At 52.1% G+C, this 19,717-nt stretch carries 12 protein-coding genes; 8 read left to right on the top strand and 4 right to left on the bottom strand.

What is annotated here, in order from left to right:
• Positions 1-86: 86 nt before the first annotated feature.
• Positions 87-1,817: a hypothetical protein gene (locus tag PY990_RS03070; RefSeq protein ID WP_275270351.1), complete on the bottom strand. Its 1,731-nt coding sequence runs from the start codon at positions 1,815-1,817 to the stop codon at positions 87-89.
• A 517-nt stretch (positions 1,818-2,334) separates the two neighbouring features.
• On the opposite strand from PY990_RS03070, the gene PY990_RS03065 reads away from it, so the two are divergent.
• The 4 genes from PY990_RS03065 to PY990_RS03050 are packed head-to-tail and all read left to right on the top strand — an operon-like array spanning position 2,335 to position 12,163.
• A complete protein-coding gene (locus PY990_RS03065) occupies positions 2,335-4,131 on the top strand; it encodes an autotransporter assembly complex protein TamA (protein WP_275270350.1) in 1,797 nt (598 codons plus the stop codon).
• Positions 4,128-8,180 carry a translocation/assembly module TamB domain-containing protein gene (locus PY990_RS03060; protein WP_275270349.1) on the top strand — a complete coding sequence of 1,351 codons (4,053 nt, stop codon included), beginning with the start codon at positions 4,128-4,130 and terminating at the stop codon, positions 8,178-8,180. Before PY990_RS03065 ends, PY990_RS03060 begins: the two co-directional genes overlap by 4 nt.
• Positions 8,181-8,192: 12 nt before the next feature.
• Positions 8,193-11,465: a glycosyltransferase gene (locus PY990_RS03055; protein WP_275270348.1), complete on the top strand. Its 3,273-nt coding sequence runs from the start codon at positions 8,193-8,195 to the stop codon at positions 11,463-11,465.
• Positions 11,462-12,163, top strand: coding sequence for a DUF599 domain-containing protein (locus tag PY990_RS03050; RefSeq protein ID WP_275270347.1), 702 nt, complete (start codon positions 11,462-11,464; stop codon positions 12,161-12,163). The genes PY990_RS03055 and PY990_RS03050 overlap by 4 nt, the downstream gene beginning before the upstream one ends.
• 14 nt (positions 12,164-12,177) lie before the next feature.
• Here PY990_RS03050 and PY990_RS03045 read toward each other — a convergent pair whose 3' ends face one another.
• The 3 genes from PY990_RS03045 to PY990_RS03035 all read right to left on the bottom strand — a co-directional run bounded on the left by PY990_RS03045 (position 12,178) and on the right by PY990_RS03035 (position 15,427).
• A complete protein-coding gene (locus tag PY990_RS03045) occupies positions 12,178-13,383 on the bottom strand; it encodes an ammonium transporter (RefSeq protein WP_275270346.1) in 1,206 nt (401 codons plus the stop codon).
• Positions 13,384-13,483: 100 nt separating this feature from the next.
• A complete protein-coding gene (locus PY990_RS03040; RefSeq protein ID WP_275270345.1) occupies positions 13,484-14,743 on the bottom strand; it encodes a hypothetical protein in 1,260 nt (419 codons plus the stop codon).
• A gap of 57 nt (positions 14,744-14,800) precedes the next feature.
• On the bottom strand, positions 14,801-15,427 hold the full coding sequence (locus PY990_RS03035; protein ID WP_275270344.1) for a TetR/AcrR family transcriptional regulator: 627 nt from the start codon (positions 15,425-15,427) through the stop codon (positions 14,801-14,803).
• Between the two features lie 98 nt (positions 15,428-15,525).
• On the opposite strand from PY990_RS03035, the gene PY990_RS03030 reads away from it, so the two are divergent.
• The 4 genes from PY990_RS03030 (at position 15,526) to PY990_RS03015 (ending at position 19,661) form a co-directional block, all read left to right on the top strand.
• The gene (locus tag PY990_RS03030) at positions 15,526-15,720 is read left to right on the top strand and encodes a type II toxin-antitoxin system VapB family antitoxin (protein WP_138515633.1); all 195 of its coding nucleotides are present in this window, start codon (positions 15,526-15,528) and stop codon (positions 15,718-15,720) included.
• Complete coding sequence (locus PY990_RS03025) at positions 15,717-16,142, top strand: type II toxin-antitoxin system VapC family toxin (protein WP_275270343.1); 426 nt, start codon at positions 15,717-15,719, stop codon at positions 16,140-16,142. The genes PY990_RS03030 and PY990_RS03025 overlap by 4 nt, the downstream gene beginning before the upstream one ends.
• A gap of 147 nt (positions 16,143-16,289) precedes the next feature.
• Positions 16,290-17,495, top strand: coding sequence for an acetyl-CoA C-acetyltransferase (locus PY990_RS03020; RefSeq protein WP_275270342.1), 1,206 nt, complete (start codon positions 16,290-16,292; stop codon positions 17,493-17,495).
• Positions 17,496-17,516: 21 nt separating this feature from the next.
• A complete protein-coding gene (locus tag PY990_RS03015) occupies positions 17,517-19,661 on the top strand; it encodes a 3-hydroxyacyl-CoA dehydrogenase NAD-binding domain-containing protein (protein WP_275270341.1) in 2,145 nt (714 codons plus the stop codon).
• Positions 19,662-19,717: the final 56 nt, after the last annotated feature.

Here is a 19,717-nt window from a genome sequence, read left to right as displayed (position 1 = left end):
TTATTATTTTTACTGCACTGAACCGGGATTTGGATTCAAATAAAAAACCCCTCCGAAGAGGGGTTTTTGTATTCGGGGATTCGGGATTAGCCGAGTCCACCGGTCAGTGGGCTGATTGCTTCCTGAAGTGGATCTGTCACGGTGCTAATAGGTGTGCCGTCTGCAGCCCCAAGCAGGTCATCAATCGGTGATGTGTCTCCACCGCCCATTGCTGCCTCGGCAAGCGGGTCGATCACGGCATCGAGCGGAGTTCCGGTGGTGCCGCCTGTGCTCTCCTCTCCCCCTGTGCTTTCACCACCAGTCAATGCATTACTGATTGGATCGGTCACGGCAACGAGTGGCGTGTTTGCACCAACATCATCAATCACCCCTGCAAGGTTCTCCGCAAACACTGCTGGATCGGAGTTGTCCATCAAGGCATCGGTTAGTGGTGACAATGGAGTTTCCGGTGCTTCACCACCATCCAAAGCGCCACTTACTGGATCAAGTACAGCGTCTAGAGGGGTACCCGTTGTTCCGCCGTCTGCTGGGGGCGGTTCCTCGGTGTCGGGGGGAGTACTTTCACCGCCTAGCAAGGTGCCAACAGTGGTTATCAATTCCGCGCCTGGGCCAGCCATTTCAGCGTTTTCGACGATTGCATCTCCACCGTCCGAAATTCCCGATGACAGGGCAGATACCACCATGTCGGAAACAGCAGTAGTTGCTGGGTCCAGCGGTGCCAGTGCACTATCCTCGTTGGTCAAGTCGGTGAGTCCTTCGCCTATTTCGTTCAGCGTGCCGCTTAAGCCTGTCGCTCCACCAGACCCTTCATCGGTTCCAACTATCGGTGAGAGGATATCGGAGGTCAGCGGGTTCAATTGGCTTTCGTCTGCAGCGAGTGTGTCGCCAACACTGCTCAAGCCAGAGGCGACCCCATCGGTACCATCCGCTTCACTGTATCCGAGTGTTTGAGCCAATGGATCAACAAGTGGGTCAAGCGGAGTTTCCTCTGCGCCTTCGGCCAAGCCTTGTGACAGGTTGCTGACTACTCCGACCAAACCTTCTTGATCGTTTGTGTAGCCCTCTTGAGGCTGACCGATTGTCTCCGCGAGCACTGTAGAGACACCAGTGGGGTCCTGTTCGGACATACTTGCTATGCCGTCAGAGACTGTTGCCAGACCATCGGCCACCGCGCCTGTCACAGCGGTGATCGGCGCAAGTGGAGTTTGTTCCAAACCATCGTTCAATGACTCGATACCGCCGATCAGACCAGAAGTGTCGCCTTCCGCATCGCTGTCAGAGTCAGAGTCGCTGTCGGAGTCAGAATCGCTGTCAGAGTCAGAGTCGCTGTCATCCGATGGCGTTACTGTGTCGTCACCATCGTCGCTCAGCGCGAGCGCGCCAAGAGCGGCACCACCAATAGCTGCGCCTACACCAGCGCCAGCGCTACCACCAGCCAACAAACCAGCACCGACCAGGCCAGACATTGTCCCTTCATATGGGGTGAGGATTGCCGAGCTGACATCATTGTCAATGTCATAGAGCTCTACGCCTTCGCTCAGCGCGACCACTTCTGTTCGGGTCGCACCATCTGCAACGGTGGAGGTAATCTGTTCCAGCTTTGCTGACGCGTTGGGTGCCAGTTGCAGCAGTGTGTCACCATGTCCGGCAGACACAGCAGGCATCAATACCTCAACAGTCTGAGTGCCGGTGTTGGTTACTACGTCATTCCATTTCAAGGCATCGCCTTGACTTAGCTCAACAATCTTGCCGCCACGTTCTACCTGCAGACCGGCTGGCGATTTAATAATTCCCACGTCGGGGTTGGCGTTTTCCATGATTCACATTTCCTTGGGGCTAGAGAGTTTATTAGGCACGTCCACTGCTATAAGCGTTTTACTCACAACAGATTTGATCGGATTCACGGGAAAGCGGATATCTGTATGAATTTTTTTTCTTCGCTGTTCAGTACAACTTAAATTGTTAAATTAAAATAAAATTTATAAGAAGTAACCTATTAAAAATAACCCTCTTGAGCTTATTTATTGCAATAATTGATTTGGCGTGTTGTTTGGGTTTACGGTTGCTCCACGCGAAAATAATGTAATTCAATAAAGATTTTTTGATTGTGCTGGTCTTCTTGGGGGACCCATTTTGGTGGGGGGGGAGGTAAATATTCGGATGAAAGATTGTCATTTTTTCAATCGGTCTAAGACTTATGCTCAGATTGGTTGGACACAAGGTAAATTTGTACATTTTTTATTGGCAATTTGAGCCTGACCAATTCACGATGCCTTACCGGGGTGTCAAAGTGTTAACTCGGGGGGGCGAATTGATTAATCCATTCAGGAAAGCATGAAGAAGTTTTTGGCTAACCACAAAAGCATGGCTGTTCGCTGGCTTTTTGCCACTTGCTGTTCAATAGGCCTGCACATTGGCGTGGTTTACGCTCAAGACACGGTGACTGAGTTTGATCCGCCGATCGTGAATTATCAAATCCCTTCTGAGTTCAACGATTTGATTGAGCAGTCCACGCGACAAATTCGCTTGACTGCACAGGTGAATGACAACGGGGATGCATGGCAACTCTTCAGGAGATTGCGGCCCGCCATTCGAGATGCCTTGGGTACTGAAGGTTATTTTTCCCCCTCCATTCAGCGAATTGTTGATGAAACAGTTCCTGAGGATGTGGCTCCACCGCTGAACATCAAAATCGAGCCAGGGGTGCAAAGTAAAATTGTCTGGGTGGATATTGAATTTGATGGCGAAATCAACCAGGATGAATTTGCGCAGCGCCGTGAGCGGCTGAAAACCTTGTGGCTGTTGGGGGTTGGTCAACCCTTTAATCAAGCGGATTGGAGTGCCAGCAAAGACAGTCTTTTGCGAGACATGCTGGCCAAAGATTTCGCTGCGGCAACTCTTTCAGAAAGCGTTGCCGATGTCGACCCCGAGAAAAATACGGTTGCCTTGCGTGTGGTTTACGACAGTGGCCCCGTGTTTACTTTTGGCGAGTTGCAAATAGAAGGGCTGAACAAATACCCCAAAGATTTGGTCTCTCGTTACAACACCATTCGTCCCGGCGATCGATATGAACAAGAGCGGCTGTTAAGGCTGCTGGCAGAACTTCAAGGTACAACTTATTTTTCAGCCGTTGATGTGAAAATTGATGCGGATGATCGACAACCTGTGAATGTTCCAATCGAAGTCACGGTGATGGAAAGTGACAGCAAGCGTTTGGGTTTGGGTGCAGGTTACAGCTCCAACACCGGATTTCGAACCGAGGCTACTTATCAATTCAATAACTTGTTTGATCGGGCTTACTCGCTTGTTACTGGTGTTCGGGTTGAGCAAAAGCGTCAATCGGCTTATGCAGATGTATTTCTGCCACCGTCAACTCGCGGCATTACCGATTCGGTTGGGGTTGCAATTGATCATCAGGAAATATCAAACCTTGAGGTGGATCGCTCCTCTGTAGGCGTGATCAGGGAATTCAACAAAGGCATCAATGATTTCCGTTTGGGTCTGAATTTTCAGCTGGAGGAGCGAAGGGCACTTGGCATCAACTTCGGACAAACTCAGGCCCTGGTTGCAAGTTCATCGTGGACAAGAAATGCTGTTGACGACCGATTGAATCCCTCTGAGGGATATATTGCCTTTGGTCAACTGGCTGTTGCTGCGGAACAGTTTGCCTCCGATCAGGATTTTGTGCGTTTGTACGGGCGAGTGCAGAAGTTTTGGTCACCGTCCCGGGAGAATTTGTTTTCTGCCCGATTCGAGGCTGGTACGGTGGTGGCCAGTGCACGCCGGGATATTCCACAGGATTACCTCTTTCGCGCCGGGGGCACCAACAGCCTGCGCGGGTTCGACTTTCTTGACCTGGGTGTTATTGATCAGGGGGTTTTGGTGGGCGGTCGTCGCGTGATGATCGGTAGCCTGGAGTACACACGCTGGTTTGATGGGGGCCCGCTTGGCGCTGCAGTTTTTACGGACGTGGGTGATGTATCAGACAACTGGAGCGACTTTGATCCCAAACCAGCAATTGGCGTGGGGGTTCGATACAAAACGCCTGCCGGTCCTATCGCTTTCGATGTGGCCAAAGCCGCAGACCAGGACAATTTAAGAATTCACTTCGCGCTGGGGGTGGCATTTTGAAGCGCGGTTTCTTTGCCTTTTGTACATTGCTGTTGGCCACCATAGTGGCTGCTACAGCCGGAATTTTGTGGGTGCTTCACTCGGAACAAGGTCTTCGGTTTACTGTTGCTCAAGCGCAGGACTGGGTGAATGCCAATACGGACCAACAACTTGAGTTTGGCCGCATTCAGGGCACACTGTGGCAAGGGTTTGACCTGGAGTTTATTCGATGGCAGCAAGAGGACACCCAGGTTGAAGCTGAGCAAATTCAGCTTGTAATTGAATGGTCGGGTGCCTTGAATCGATTGATTCGAATCACCAATTTGTCTGTACAGGTTGTGCGCGTTGATTCACCGCCCTCTGAAGACGATACACCTCTGGTATTGCCGGAAAAAATCAGCCTGCCAGTTGATCTGGATTTGCAAAATTTCAGCGTGCGGCAATTGTTGGTGAATGGTGAGGAATTGAAGCAGGTGTATGTGAAGGCTTCGATTCAATCGGAACAGCTAAGCGTTCACAATTTTTCCTTGACTGTGCGTGACTCACAGGTCGATTCCACACTCGAAATGACTTTGACGAAGCCTTATCAAATCACTGGCACGGTGAATGCAAAACGCTATTTGAAAGATGTGTTACTGAATGCCAAGCTGGCTGCAACAGGTTCCCTGGAGCGCTTGGAACTTGCCCTGGATGCCAAGGGGGAAAACCCAGAAAGGGCAGATCAAGCCCAGGATGTACAAGCCAATGCGGTGCTCACGTTGTGGGGCTCAACCCCATTTGAAACTGTGCAGTTGAGTGCAAAAAACTTTAACCCTTCGCATTGGCTGGATGGGGCACCGCGTGCTTCGCTGTCAATGGAGGCAACCGTTGAGCCCAATGAAAATTTCTCCGAAAGTACTGGCAATTTCTCGGTTCGAAATGCGCAGCCTTCAACTGTTCAATCTGGGGGTTTGCCACTGGCTTTCATGCAAACCCGCTTCAGGTTGATTCTACAAAATCAACTTCCCGGACAACTCGATTTGTGGGTGGACAAGCTTCAGTTCGCCGACGGAAAACGTCAGGCTGGCAATGCGAGTGCTGTCATGCAATGGCGCGCGCCGAAGCAGCCGGTTGATCAAGCGCCCACACTTGATGTATTGGCCGGAGACGTTAATTTTGATGTCAAGACAAGCAACGTAGATGCGTCGGTGTTTGCCAGTTTGCCTCAGCGACTCGCCTTGACTTCCTCTATTCAGGGCACTAAAAATGGCACGCAGTTGCGGGTGGATCGCCTTTTGGTTCGCGACCGGCAAGCTGAACTCCGCGGGAAGTTACATGTGGATTTGCTTGGGAAAATGCCAGCCGATGTTCAACTTGAATTGATGAAGATCAACCCGGCCAACTACGTTCCGGATGCCAGTCCATTCTTGCAAGGTGATTTGAACGGGAGGGCTTCTTTCAAAGGCGTTCTGGTTCAAAGCGGACAGGCTGGAACGGTTGATCCTTTGGGTGAATTCAATCTTGATTTGGTGAATTCCCGTTTGGCCAATGCCCCGCTTACACTGGTTGCCAAAGCCACTGGCGGCCTGTCGCGCTTAAGCAATGTGCTGCTGGACCTGGACGTGGTGGGCAACACAGTGAAAGCCAACGGGAGTTACGGAACACAGTCTGATTTCGTGGATTTGGATTTGAACCTGGATGAGCTGCCGCGCCTCGGAAAACTGATTCAAATGACACTTTCGGGAACGGTGCGATTGAAAGGAAAGCTGCGTGGATTTGACGGAAACTTCTCGGGTGAAGGCAATGTGGACGTACGTCAATTGAAGCTGGACGACACCATTCAAATTGAGACGGTGTCCGGACAGTTCAACCTCGGTTCAGCGCCAGGTTCACCTTGGGTTGGTGACATTGTGGCGAGCAAAGTGAAGGTGCCAGGCGCGGCAACCAATACTTTGAATGAATTAAAACTGACGCTTCGAGGTATTCGCAATCAGCATGAGTTACGGGGTGTATTTTCCAGTGGCTTGCAGCCATTTAGCCGCTTGCGTCAATTGAAAGGCGAGTTTGCTTTTGCCGGTGGGTTTGGCATTTTGCAAAAACCGAAATCGGTCTCAGGATGGAAAGGTCAGCTTACCCAACTGAAAGTGGAGGGAATGTGGTTGCCCGCCCGCAGCTTCTCGCTTCAGGCGCCGGCGCCACTTGTTCTTGCACCGGGGTATGTCGAACTCACGGATTTCGTTCTTAAAGGTGAAGACACCTCGGTATTGAACAACAGAATTCTTCGCCTTGCGAACCGGGAGATCAGGGTTGAGGGTGAAATGCCCCAGTTTTATTTCCCACGCATGTCCCCTATTTTGCGCAAGCAACTGACAGTAGAGCCCAAAGACCTGATCGCAAAAGTGAACTGGACCTACCTCGCCAATCCCAACAAGGTGGATGGTCGTGTGAATATCCGGCATGTGTCGGGTGGATTGCAGATTCTGGAGGATTCACAAGTGGATGTGGATATTCGAACCCTGACTGCAAATCTCGACTTTAACCGAGAGGCGGCCAGTGTGGATTTGAATATTCTTGCTGACGATTTCGGTGCGGTGACTGCAAACCTGAAACTGCCGGTTCAACAGAATCCGCAAACCAAGGCCTGGGGAATTGCCGGTGATGAAGCCATGCAGGGTTCGGTGGCCGCAGGTTTTACCGAGCTAAACTGGCTAGGCCCCATGATCAGTGGTGGGGTTCGAACCAGCGGTACAGGCCAGGTTGCAATGGCGATTGCGGGCACTGCAAACAACCCGGATGTTCAGGGGCGTTTGTTTGCAATGGATCTGGACGTGTTTCAGCTGGACCAGGGAGTACGCCTTGAGGACGGCAACGTGGTGGTTGATTTCACCACAGACAAGGCCAGTATCGACACATTTGAATTCACGGTGTATAACCGCCGCCCGCCTCGGCGTTATATCGAAGAGTTGGGTCCTCTCATTCAGGGCAACGGGAAAGTGAAGGCGGAGGGTGTCTGGAATTTGACAGGTCTGAATGGTGAAATAAGACTGTCCATGGACAGGGTTCCCTTGTTGCAGCGCCCTGACCGATGGATGATGGTGAACTCGACTGTCACTGTGCAGCAACCCGTTGTCGAGGGCCAACCCTTAAAGATTCGGGGGGAAGTGGATACCCTTGGCGCATATTTTGAGATGCCCGAAAGTGGTCCTCAAACCTTGGGCGACGATGTGTTTATTCAGGGTCGCAGTGAACTGGCCGGGCAGGGTTTGCCAATAGACATGCAGTTGCGCGCCAATTTGGGCGAACGTTTTTACGTGAATGCGGAGGGCTTGCGAAGTCGACTCGAGGGTGGTTTGCGTTTGGTGATGCTTGAAGGGGTAGGTGGCAGTGGGCAGCGCCGATCAGGCCGGCGTTTGAGCGCAACCGGCACCATTCAAACAGTGAGTGGTACCTACCGCGCATACGGGCAAGACCTGTCAATCGAGCGCGGCGTGGTTAATTTTCAGGGCCCTCTGGACAACCCTGGACTGAATGTACGTGCTGTGCGCAAAGGCGTAGCCGTTGAGGCAGGTGTAGAGGTAACTGGCACTGCACAGCGACCCAAGGTTAGTCTGGTGAGTGAACCGGCCGTCCCTGATTCTGAAAAGTTGTCGTGGATGATCCTTGGGCGCGGCAGTGGTTCAGCAGACCGTGATTCCACTTTGTTGCTGACAGCAGCCGCAGCGATTTTTGGTGATGAGGACGAGAGCACTACTCGAAAAATTGCGAAATCGATCGGAATTGATGATTTGAGTTTAAGTACTGGGTCCCTGACTGCAGCGGATTCCCGCGCGGTGGGCAGCAAGGTGGCTATTGCACCCGGTGCAGATGCCTCTGCAAACGTGATTGGCTCGGATGACCCCTTGCTCTCCCAGCGTATTGTGTCGCTGGGAAAGCGATTCAGCGATCGTGTTTATCTGAGTTTTGATCAATCTGTAACAACGGCTGCCAGTATTCTGAAATTGAATTATCAATACTCTCGCAAGTTGAGTTTCATCGCACGAGCCGGTGCGGATAATGCAGTGGATGTGCTTTATCAATTCTCTTTTGACTGATCGCAAGACAACATGATTAATCCTGTCAGACTTGAAAAACTGGGTAGTTGGTTTGCCGGTGTGAGCTCGGCCCGCGACCACGAACCCTGCGTCTTGATGTTGTCTTCTTCCAATGGGCTTGAGCGCGCAAGCGTAGAAACATTTGTGGGCCAGTCGTTTGAAGCCAGCTGGAATGCGCTATGTTCCCATGCGTCCACTTCTTTTCGCAAAACATTGCTCGATTTTGAGCATGTACGCGTAGATCGGGTTAGCGAAATTCAAACAACAAGCTGGGCGGAACTGAAGGCGCTGCTGTCAACAACAAAACGAAATTACTTCAGTTATGGGATCGCCCTGGATCCGCAGTTCAAACATTCTTTCTTGTGGGGTGAACTCAACGGCAACGCCATGTTGTACGGCGGCTCAGAGGAAGAGTTTGCAAAGCTCCATGTTGGAAACTTTGAGAAGTACGCCCGAAAAAAATATGGTCAACCATTCGTGTTGAATCACGGTGATGATCAGCCGGTGTATCTGTTTTTGACGCAAGGTGCTTACATCGGTAAGGATGAAATCGTGCATGGCCTGGAGTCTCATGGTGTGGCTGTAGGGCGTCGCACGCTCCCCGAACTGGATGCAGATTCCTGCAGGCAACTGGTGTTCAATGCCAGCGAATTTCTGGCTCGGCAAGTCAAGGACAGCGGGTTGTTTGTGTATGGCCTGTTTCCCTGTTTCAACAAGGAAATTCCAACCTACAACACCCTTCGCCATGCAAGTTCCACCTACGCCATGATTGAGGCATGGGAAGTCACACAAAGCGCTTTTTTGAAGTCTGCGATTGAACGTTCGCTACTTTGTTTGACGCAGGAGTTGATCAAGCGGGTGCAATTAAGTGGTGGAATCCAGGCGGCCTTTCTGGTCGACACCGGCAATGAAATCAAGCTGGGTGGCAATGCGGTGTGTATTCTCGCGTTGGCCAAGTACACCGAACTGACAGGCACCACGGAATACATTGAATTGATGGAGCAACTGGCCCAAGGCCTGGTTGCCATGCTTAATCCGAGCACTCGCCGCTTTGTGCATGTGCTTAACTATCCTGATCTTTCCATCAAAGAACAATTCAGGATTATTTATTACGATGGTGAAGCTGCATTCGCCCTTATGCGTCTGTACAAAATCACCCGCAGGGCAAGGTGGCTTCAAGCGGTGGAGTTGGCTTTTGAATATTTTATTGAAGCGCGTCACTGGAAAGCGAATGATCACTGGATGAGCTACTGCGTGAACGAGCTTACCCAGTACCGACCCAAGCGAGAGTACTTTGAGTTCGGAATTCGCAATTTCGCAAGTCACCTGGATTTCGTGCTGACACGCATCACCACCTTCCCGACCTTGCTCGAGTTGATGATGGCCGCCCAACACATGCTGTCGCGTTTGCAAGCCATGCCTGAGTTTGCCGACCTGTATGCACAGGTGGACATCGAAAAGTTTTATCGAGCCTTGCACTGGCGCGCCAATTATTTGACAACTGGTTATTTTTGGCCTGAATGGGCCATGTACTTTGCAAAACCCGACACGTTGAATGGTTCGTTTTTTATTCGGCATCATTCTTACCGGGTGCGTATTGATGATGTAGAGCACTATGTATCGGGCTTGGTGGCTTACCGGAAATTTTTAATGCAGGGTGCCTTGTCTCAGAATCTGGAACAGGCCAAGCCAAACACCCGATTGAACGCCAAAGTTCAAGAGACCAATTTTTGGTTTCTGAACCAGAACTTTGGTTTTCAGCGTTCTGGCGTGGAGAATGCGGCGTTACTTCGGTATCGGGTTTTTGAGCAAGAGATGCATGTACGGCCAGTGTTGTTGACCTGTCGCTATAACCCACGATTGCATGAGTCAATCGAGAAGTTGGTGGCCAACAAGGCTTTGCCCGAGTCTTCAGTGTGCTGGTCTGTTCACGATTATTTTCAGGATGCGGAGCTGGTTTCAACTCAGCTGAACACGGGCCAATCGCTCTTTGACAATCCAATGCTCCGCAGCCAGCTGGTCGCCGGCAGGCGGGATCTTCGCGTAACGAGCCCGCAAGGACAACTGCTGATGTACGTGGTTCGCAATCCTGTGAACGACGCGCTGATTCACATCAATCATTTTTCTGACGGGGTGAAGTTCAGGAAGGACTATTACGATTGCCGTGGATTTTTAAGTTGCATGCAGTACCTAGATTCAGATGGCGCGGTGAACCATGAACACTACTTGCGCCCCGATGGCACATTGGCCATTGCCAAGCTTTACAAGCGAATCGACAAAAAACAACTGCTATCGGATGTTCGCATTCACAATTCAACCGGGGTGCTCGTGGCTTGTTTGCACAGTGAATCGGAATGGCTGACTTACGCCTTGGTTTCCATGTTGAAAAAGCGGGGCGGTAAACATGTGCTCATCGTGGACAAAAATCGTTATTGGTACTTGCCTGCAGTGGCTGCGCGTGATCACTTGCATCGGGAATCGCCCGGGCAGGTGGCAGTGGTGCCTGTCATTCACGCCCTCCATACACATACTGTGGCAGATATTGCCACGAGTCCGACCAACTCCAATTTCAGGGACATCTTGCACGACATCAAGCGTCCGGATGCAGTCATTACGTTGACCGATCAACAAATGAATGACATCACTGCACGATATGGGGCTGGGCAAATATTTCCCATCGGTCATTCATGTGAGATAAAAAATTCAATTCCGGAGTTCAAGACTCGGGACAGATTTCGAATTGTCTCCATGGCCAGATACAGCCCCGAGAAAAATCATCAATTGGCGATTGCAGCTTTCGCCAAAGTGGTGAAGAAGTATCCCGAGGCGCGTCTTGATTTTTACGGTTTTGCGGTTTCGGGAAGTTCCCTGTTGTCTGATTTGAAGGCACAGGTTGAATTGTTGGGCTTGCAGAATCATGTTGGTTTGAATGACTGGACAGATGACCCCGCAACTCAGTATGTGCGTGCAGGTTTGTCCTTGTTGACCAGCCAGGCCGAGGCTTATTCCCTGGCGATTATGGAAAGTCTTTGCCACGCCTGTCCCGCGATTGCTTTTGATGTGCCCTATGGCCCCTCGCATTTGATTGTGCACGGTGAAAATGGTTTGCTAGCGCCATTTGGGGATACAGATGCGCTCGCGGATCAAATACTTTCTGTTTTTGACAGTTACGAATTTCATGAAGGCTTAAGCAAAAAGGCTTTTGCTTCCGCAAACCGTTTCAGCCACGCCGAAGCGGCGCACAATTGGCGTCAATTGTTCTCAGTTGTTGGAGTGTCGTCATGACTGCTGTTCAAACCGCAATTTCTTTACTCACCGTATTTGACTGGATTGCAGTGGCATTTTTTGTAATCTGTTTTCGTGGCTACAACTATGTGTTCGATGGGAAAACCCGTTTTGGCCGACGTGGCCTGTCGCAAAAAACGCATGAGTTCCGCAAGCTGTGGGCGCGTGAAATGTTGGGGCGTAGCAACCGTGTGGGCGACACTGCGCTGATTGGCAACCTGGTCAACAGTGTTACTTTTTATGCCAACACAACGATCTACATTATTGCCGGTTTGTTCGCCCTGTTGGGTACGCTTGATCAGTTGGTCAACATCACCAGTGACCTGCCGTTTAGCCGGGAGGTTAGCCGCGGTTTGATGGAAATCAAGGTGCTGTTGGTTCTCACTGTGTTTGTGGTGGCTTACTTTAAATTCACCTGGAGTTTGCGCCAGTTCAACTTGCTGACCATTTTGGTAGGTGCTGCACCCGATGGCAACCCCGATCAAAATTACAACGAGGCCTATGTGTCGCGCATGGCGCGTATTAACAGCCTGGCCGGTGATGAATTCAACCGCGGGTTGCGCAGTTATTATTTCGGTATTGCCTCGGTCACCTGGATGATTCATCCCGGTTTGCTGATGGCCTTTAGTGCGTTGATTGTGTTTGTGTTGATCCGCAGGGACTTCTATTCAGAAGCCCTGGAGATCATGTCGAAATAAAAATTAATCGTGAATTACCAGCTGCTGGTTTCGCGTTCGGGGCTGGCGCTGACCTTGTGAATGGTCAGGTCGGCACCGTTGAATTCCTCCTCTTCATTCAGGCGAATACCCACTGTCATTTTCAGCACGCCATACACCACGAAGCCACCCAGCAAAGCCAATGCCACGCCTGCCACAGTGCCGATCAACTGGCTCATGAACGACACTCCGCCCATGCCGCCCAGGGCTTGCTGGCCAAATACGCCTGCCGCGATTCCGCCGAAGGCGCCGCAGATGCCATGCAATGGCCATACACCCAATACATCGTCAATTTTCAAGCGGTTTTGCGTGAAAGTGAACATGTACACAAACAGCACACCTGCGATGGAGCCCACAGCCAGCGACCCCAGCGGGTGCATGATGTTGCTGCCCGCACACACGGCCACCAAGCCCGCCAAGGGGCCGTTGTAGGCAAAGCCGGGGTCGTTGCGGCCCGCTGCAAGGGCACCCAAAGTGCCACCCACCATCGCCATCAGGCTGTTGACCGCCACCAAGCCTGAAATGCCTTCAATTTTCTGGGCGCTCATTACGTTAAAACCGAACCAACCCACTGCCAGCACCCAACTGCCCAGCGCAAGGAAGGGAATGGATGAGGGTGGGTGCGAGCTGATGCGCCCGTCTTTGGTGTAGCGGCCACGGCGTGAACCCAGCAGCAACACGGCGGCCAAGGCGATCCAGCCACCCACGGCATGAACCACCACGCTGCCCGCGAAGTCCATGAAGGGTGCGCCAAAGCTGGCAGTCAGCCATTCCTGAAAGCCATAGTTGCCGTTCCAGACCATGCCTTCAAACACGGGGTAAACCAAACCTACCAAAGCCGCGGTGGCCACCAATTGGGGCACAAAGCGCGCGCGTTCGGCAATGCCACCCGACACAATGGCAGGAATGGCGGCCGCGAAGGTGAGCAGGAAGAAAAACTTCACCAGCGAATAGCCGTTGCCTTCATTAAGCACGGTGGCGGGTTCGTAAAAACCCACGCCATAAGCAATGGCGTAACCAATGAAGAAGTAGCTGATGGTGCTGACAGAAAAATCAGCCAGAATTTTGACAAGGGCATTAACCTGGTTTTTGTGGCGCACCGTGCCCACTTCCAGAAATGCAAAACCGGCGTGCATTGCAAGCACCATGATGGCGCCTAGAAGCACAAAAAGAGTGTCCAGTGCGAGAGTGATTTGTTCCATTTTGGTGAATTTTCAGGTTTTTGGTTAAAAGTGGGGCATTAGCTGCAAAAACAATGCCCGCTTTTTAAGCGGTTTTTGCACCGTACTGGTGCAACTTCAGTCAGGCTTGGATATCAAGCTTTCTCAGGATGCGGACCAGGTCGGTGGGAGAGTTTTCTTTGTGATGTCGTTTTTTCTCGGAATCGGACACCGCAATTTTTGTGTAGCCTGCCCAAAAGTTACACAACATGGGCGAATACACAGGGTTGTTTGCAGGTGCGCCGCGCAAGAAGCCTACCTGCTTGATACAGGCTTGAAGATCAGGGGTGCTTTGTTTCAGCACACCAACGGGATTGGCGTGTGGGTGTATCAAGCCCAAGTCTTGGCATTTTTCAATGACATGCAGTGAAATTTCGGCCAGTGGCTTTAATTTCACTTGGGTGTAGTCAGCATTGAATTCAAGGCAGTTTTCCAGTTCAATTTCCGATCCGAATTCGGCCTGAATGGCCCGGCGCAAAGGCTCGGTTTTCAGTTGTTCTGTCGGGATGCCGGTACTTAATTCACTCTGGGTGTGGTTGCAAAAGGTTTGGGCAATTTGTTCGGCAACTGTATTGGCCAGCACGGCGGGCGTGATGGTTTGCCGAAGTAATTCTTCCGCCATCGGGCCCGCCTGGTTTTGGTAAGCCTGTGTTGCGTACTGGTCCTCAACCACTTCCAGTCCCCATTGCCCTGCCACATGATTCTTCAAGGCCTGGATATGGTGAATTTCAAGTTGTAGGGCAAGTTTGTCATTTAAATGTGGCTTGTCTTCATGCCTTACCAATTGTTGAAGGTGTTGCTCGACAAGCTTGTTTTTGGCGCGGGTCAACACCCCGGCCAAGCCTGTTTGCTGGCTGCACAGGTCCCTGGTGTTTTCAAGAATATTCAGCGTTTCGCCTTCATTGCAAACACCCAATCCTTGTGCCAAGGCCAGTGCGCAGGACAGTTTTTTGTCTGCCGGAATGTTCGGGTTGTTCAGTTGTTGTGCAAACAGGTTCAAGTTGCGCCGGCTTTCGTTGATGACCAACGGAGAAAGCTTGTCGGCATTGCAATTGACCCGGGTTTGAAGAAAGTGATTCAAATTACCGATCGCTTGTTGCCGTTGCGCACCCATGCTCGCGTGTTGCCCCAAAAACTGCTGAATATTCTTGATGGTGGTGTTCAGTTGTGCAGTGTAGGCTGCGCGTGATTCGGGAGATTGCTTGAAAGCTGCCCAGGCTGCACTGCCGGGTGCGATTGCGGGCAAATCGGTGCCACCCGCATCAGTGTGCATGGTTTTTGCAGCCTGCGTTGCAAGCTGACTCCAGCCCGCGGCAGTGAAACCTTCGACAGAACTCGACATGCAGATTGTGGTGGCTTGATTTGTATTGTGTGCCCAGCAAGCGATCAAGGTTCCATGTCAGTTCGCTTTCAGTGCGCCCCATAAAATTCCAAACAGGTCGTCAAACTGGTCAATCAGTTTGTGGCTTTCCTTGCGCAAAAAGTGCATTTGGGCCACGCGGCCGAATACGCCCATGAACACGTCCAGCAGCATCTTGCTTGAAACGGTGTCGTTAAATACGCCCTTGTGCTGGCCTTCTTTCAGCATGCCCAGAAAAGCCCCCATCAACTCCGGGCTTTCATACACGGGTAGGTCTTGATAGCGGCTGGCAGGTATGGATACGGTCAACAGCAATATCACCTTGGGGTGCTTGTCAAAGTAATCCAGCATCACCCAGAGGGTTTTGCGCAGGCGTTCCCGGTGGTCTTCAATGCCTTCAAGGTGGTCGATCATGCGGTTGGCCAACCTGCTCAATGTGGCGTCCAGCACATAGGCCACCAATTGTTCCTTGCTGCCAAAGTATTTGTAAATGGTTTGTAGGGAAACATTGGCGGTGCGGGCCACCTCAATCAAAGGCACGCTGTTGAAGTCATGGTTGGTAAACAGCTCCAGCACAGCGTTTTCAATTCGGTCCAGCGTGGCCTTTCGCATATTGGCGGGGTTGGCATTCACATCGATTTTGTTGTTGCTTGCGCTTGCGTTCATAGTGACCGGACCCACTTGCGGTGGGTTCAATGGGGTGAATCAAAAGTCGAATCATCTGGTGCTAATGTTGGTGCAGTCAACCATGAGCACCCAACACCATGAGAACAACCGTTAACCTCGATGATGAATTATTAACCAAAGCCCAGCAGCTTTCCGGTCTTGGCGAGCGAAACGAACTGCTGCGCGAGGCCCTTCGTGCTCTGATTCAGCGCGAAAGCGCACGCAGGCTTGCCCTGTTGGGCGGTAGCCAACCCGAATTACAAAACATTCCTCGCAGGCAGTGGCAGTTGTGAAGGTACTCGTCGACACCACCGTGTGGGTGGATCATTTTCATCAGTCCGAGCCCCAACTTGTTCGCCTGCTGAACGAGGGCTGTGTGTTGGGTCATCCTTTTGTGCTGGGTGAAATGGCACTGGCCAACCTTCAAGACCGCGACCGCATTCTGAATTGGCTGGCCGATTTGCAGCCCTCTGTGCCTGCTTCGTCAGCAGAGGTGCTTGAACTGATCGAGTTGCGCAAATTGCATGCACAGGGCCTGGGTTATGTGGACACGCACCTGTTGGCCTCCGTGCTGTTGTCGCCGGGAACTACGCTGTGGACTCGCGACATGCCGTTGTTGCGCGTCGTAAAGGAATTGGGCTTGCAGCCGCCGATTCAAGACCGGTTTTTCATGCATGATTCAGCGCGCCGCTACACAGGGGATGAAAAACGGTAAGCCAAATTACCATATGCATAGAGGTGACACTCTAAAGTAACTTCTTGGGTTGATTGTGCGTTTGCACATCGCCATTCTGGACCGTGAAGAATTCACGATACCTTCGGTAATTTTCATTACCGAATCCAGAAAATCCAGGAGGCACAGATGCCATCGGCACTGATATTTGACGCAGTAAGAACCCCACGGGGCAAAGGTAAGAAAGACGGCAGCCTGCACCAGGCCACACCGGTTTGGTTGCTGAACAACCTGCTGACCGCTTTGCAACAGCGCAATGATCTCGACACCAGCCTGGTCGATGACGTGGTATTGGGTTGTGTAACCCCAGTGGGCGAGCAGGGTGCCGACATTGCACGCACAGCTGTTCTGGATGCAGGTTGGGCCGAAACAGTGGCTGGTGTAACCCAATCGCGCTTTTGTGCTTCAGGCTTAGAATCAGTGAACTTGGCTGCAGCGAAAGTGGGCAGCGGTCTTGAAGACATGGTAGTAGCTGGTGGCGTAGAAAGCATGAGCCGCTGGACCATGGGCAGTGATGGCGGCGCGTGGTTCATGGACCCCCGCATCAACGACAAACTCGGTTTCATTCCCCAAGGTATTTCCGCTGACCTGATTGGTACGCTGGAAGGCTTTAGCCGCACCGATGTAGACACCTATGCTGTTGAAAGCCAGCGCCGTGCCGCCAAAGCGCAAGCCGAAGGCCGTTTCAACAAAAGCCGCGTGCCTGTGAAAGACCTGAACGGTTTGATCATGCTGGACCACGACGAATTCATTCGTGGCAACGCCACTGTAGAAAGCCTGGCGACCCTGCAGCCCTCATTCGCCATGATGGGCAGCATGGGCTTTAACGCCACCGCGTTGCGCAAGTACACCACCGTTGAGAGCATCAACCACATTCACCATGCGGGCAACTCGTCCGGCATCGTAGACGGTGCTGCCTTGGTATTGGTGGGTAGTGAAGAAGCCGGGCGCAAAGCGGGTTTGAAGCCACGCGCCCGCATTCGCGCGGCCGCTGTCATCGGTTCCGAGCCCACCATCATGCTGACTGGCCCAACTCCCGCTTGTCAGAAGGCTTTGAAGAAAGCTGGCTTGAAAGCTTCTGACATCGACCTGTGGGAAATCAATGAAGCCTTCGCTGTGGTACCCATGCAAACCGCACGCAACTTGGGTGTCAGCCTGGACCGCGTGAACGTGAACGGCGGATCGATCGCCATGGGCCACCCACTGGGCGCAACTGGCGCAATTATTTTGGGCACTTTGCTCGATGAACTTGAGCGGCAAGACAAAACCCTGGGTCTGGCCACACTGTGTGTGGGCGGCGGCATGGGTATCGCCACCATCATCGAACGCATTTAATCGGCCGAAGGAGAAACAACAATGAGTGCAGTGAAATTTGAACTCGGTCAGGATGGTATCGCGGTAGTCACGCTCGACATGCCCGGCCGTTCCATGAACGTATTGAACGAAGAATTGATGGGCCCGTTCGCGGAAGCCCTGACCCGCATTGAAACTGATGCAACCGTGAAAGGCGTGGTGCTGACTTCCGGCAAGCCAGAGTTTTTGGCCGGCGCCGACCTGGACACGGTTTACAAAATTACCGACCCGCAACAGGCCTTTGATTTGGCAGAAGCCTTCAAAACCCTGTTGCGTCGCATGGAAAAGTGCGAGAAGCCCATCGTATGCGCCTTGAACGGCACAGCCTTGGGTGGCGGCCTTGAACTGGCCATGGCTTGTAACCACCGCATCGCATTGAACAACCCCAAAGCCAAATTCGGTTTGCCCGAAGTGAAGCTGGGTCTGTTGCCAGGCGGTGGTGGTACACAACGTTTGCCCCGCATGATCGGTATTCAGGGCGCATTGGAAATGATGACCCAAGGCACCGAGCTGCGCGTTGAGCAGGCCGTGAAGAAAGGCATCATTCAAGACACCGCAGACACGATTGAAGACATGATTGCCAAGGCCAAAGCCTGGGCCATCGCCAACCCCAAGGCCTTGCAGCCATGGGACGTGAAAGGCTTCAAATTCCCCGGTGGCGATTCCAAGCACCCAGCCATTGCGCAAATTTGGGCAATTGCACCGAGCATGGCCAACGCCAAGGCATTCGGCAACTACCCCGCGCTGACCCACATTGCCAGCTGCGTGTTCGAAGGCGGTATCACCGACATCGACACCGGTTTGAAAGTGGAAAGCCGTTACTTTGCTGCTTGCGTGTTGTCGCAAGAAAGCAAGAACATGATGAACACGCTGTGGTATCAGCTCAACAGCATCAAGAAAGGCCAAAGCCGCCCAAGCGCACCCGCAAAAAGCAAGGTCAAGAAAATTGGCGTGCTGGGTGCAGGCATGATGGGTGCGGGCATTGCTTATGTAAGCGCCAAGGTGGGCATTGAAGTGGTATTGATTGATGCCACACAAGAAGGCGCCGACAAAGGCAAGGCCTACAGCACCAACCTGCTGGACAAAGCCATTGCCAAGAAGCGCAGCACTCCTGAAAAGAAAGAAGCACTGCTGAACCTGATCACCGCCACCACCGACTACTCCAAATTGGAAGGTGCGGATTTGGTGATTGAAGCCGTGTTCGAAGATCGCGCCGTGAAAGCCGATGTAACCGCCAAGGCAGAAGCGGTTATTCCAGCAACAGCCGTGTACGCGTCCAATACCTCGACTTTGCCAATCACTGGCTTGGCCGAAGCCTCCAAGCGCCCCAACCAGTTCATCGGTTTGCACTTCTTCAGCCCCGTGGACAAAATGCCGCTGGTTGAAATCATCATGGGTGCAAAAACCGACGATGAAACACTGGCGAAGGGCTTTGACTATGTTCAGCAAATTGGCAAAACACCGATTGTGGTCAACGACAGTCGCGGCTTCTTCACCAGCCGTGTGTTCGGCACCTTCCTGATGGAAGCCGCTGCCATGGTGGGCGAGGGTGTTCACCCACGTTCAATCGAAATGGCAGGCCTGGAAGCCGGTATGCCCATGCCACCTTTGGCGCTGTACGACGAAGTGTCGCTCAGCCTGAGTTTGCTGATCATGAAGCAAACCAAAAAAGACATGGAAGCCGCAGGCCAAACTTTCCCCGAGCACCCAGGCTACAAAACGTTGATTACCGTGGCTGAAAAGCATGGCCGCATCGGCAAGAAAGATGGCAAAGGCTTCTACGATTACACCCCCGCAGGCAAAACACTGTGGAAGGGTTTGAGCGAAGAATTCCCTCTGGCCAAAGAACAGCCCAGCTCACAGGAAATTCAGGACCGTTTGATGTACATCCAGGCCAATGAAGCCGCACGCTGCTTGCAGGAAAAAGTGCTGCGTTCGGTGGCTGACGGCAACATCGGTTCAATTTTCGGTTTGGGTTTTGCGCCATTCACAGGCGGTATGTTGCAGTTCATCAATGCCAAGGGCTTGCCCCAGTTTGTAAAGCGTTGTGAAGAGCTGGCTGCCAAGTATGGCGAGCGTTTCAAGCCCGCCAGCATGCTGGTGGAAATGGCTGCACAAGGCAAAAAGCTGGAAGACAATCTGGCTTGATTTTTACCCCGTAAGGCTGGTTGGCCACAGGTAGCCAGCCTTGCAATGAACGATGA

Origin of the sequence: Limnobacter olei, assembly GCF_029087225.1 — a bacterium.
Classification (GTDB): domain Bacteria; phylum Pseudomonadota; class Gammaproteobacteria; order Burkholderiales; family Burkholderiaceae_B; genus Limnobacter; species Limnobacter olei.
The sequence above is the reverse complement of the archived record's forward strand: the minus strand, read 5'-3'. Positions and strand labels throughout refer to the sequence as shown.

Bases quoted from the DNA above. Each gene is read 5' to 3' on its own strand.
- PY990_RS03070 (WP_275270351.1), bottom strand. From the start codon at position 1,817: ATGGAAAACGCCAACCCCGACGTGGGAATTATTAAATCGCCAGCCGGT.
- PY990_RS03065 (WP_275270350.1), top strand. From the start codon at position 2,335: ATGAAGAAGTTTTTGGCTAACCACAAAAGCATGGCTGTTCGCTGGCTT.
- PY990_RS03055 (WP_275270348.1), top strand. From the start codon at position 8,193: ATGATTAATCCTGTCAGACTTGAAAAACTGGGTAGTTGGTTTGCCGGT.
- PY990_RS03050 (WP_275270347.1), top strand. From the start codon at position 11,462: ATGACTGCTGTTCAAACCGCAATTTCTTTACTCACCGTATTTGACTGG.
- PY990_RS03045 (WP_275270346.1), bottom strand. From the start codon at position 13,383: ATGGAACAAATCACTCTCGCACTGGACACTCTTTTTGTGCTTCTAGGC.
- PY990_RS03040 (WP_275270345.1), bottom strand. From the start codon at position 14,743: ATGTCGAGTTCTGTCGAAGGTTTCACTGCCGCGGGCTGGAGTCAGCTT.
- PY990_RS03035 (WP_275270344.1), bottom strand. From the start codon at position 15,427: ATGAACGCAAGCGCAAGCAACAACAAAATCGATGTGAATGCCAACCCC.
- PY990_RS03030 (WP_138515633.1), top strand. From the start codon at position 15,526: ATGAGAACAACCGTTAACCTCGATGATGAATTATTAACCAAAGCCCAG.
- PY990_RS03020 (WP_275270342.1), top strand. From the start codon at position 16,290: ATGCCATCGGCACTGATATTTGACGCAGTAAGAACCCCACGGGGCAAA.
- PY990_RS03015 (WP_275270341.1), top strand. From the start codon at position 17,517: ATGAGTGCAGTGAAATTTGAACTCGGTCAGGATGGTATCGCGGTAGTC.